A 589-nucleotide genomic window follows, 5' to 3' on the forward strand; every position below is an offset into this window, starting at 1 on the left:
ATTGTGTAGATACCTATGCCTCTTAGGAGAGGGTTAAGGAGAGGTATTTTTAATTCAGTGCATTTCAGCCACAAATCCTCTAACACCACATCCGTGCTTCCTAACACATCATGATTCCAATATCTCACAACAGTTAAATCCAAAGCCTCTAAAAATTTAGTCCGTTCAGCATCATATTCAATCGCATCATCAGCACCATGCTGACCACCATCCAATTCAATCACTAAACCAATTTCATGGCAGTAAAAATCTACAATATAAGGTTTGATTACATGCTGACGACGAAATTTAAGATTCATAAAACGTTTAGCTCGAAGCAATTGCCACATCAATTGTTCTGCATCTGTGGATGATTGGCGCATGGATTTTGCGAATTCTAATAATTGAGGATCTAATTTCATTTTTTATTTTTTCTTAATTTTATTGTAATTATACGATACGCAATGAAGTTCCCTCTCCTTTCAGGAGAGGGCTAGGGAGAGGTGAAGCTAAATAATAACCCTCACCCCGACCCTCTCCCAAAGGGCATAGGTATCTACACAATTTCCATGTTTTGCGTTAAATTGAAGAGCATGCTCTTCAATTTTAA

The 589-nt window shown here is 37.5% G+C and carries 1 protein-coding gene; it reads right to left on the reverse strand.

The features are described from left to right. A partial coding sequence (locus tag GW12_RS06140) for an endonuclease domain-containing protein (RefSeq protein WP_152598537.1) occupies positions 1 to 401 on the reverse strand: 401 nt, incomplete at its 3' end. Positions 402 to 589: the final 188 nt, after the last annotated feature.

Source organism: Acinetobacter sp. HR7 (assembly GCF_000773685.1).
GTDB classification, from domain to species: Bacteria; Pseudomonadota; Gammaproteobacteria; order Pseudomonadales; family Moraxellaceae; genus Acinetobacter; species Acinetobacter thermotolerans.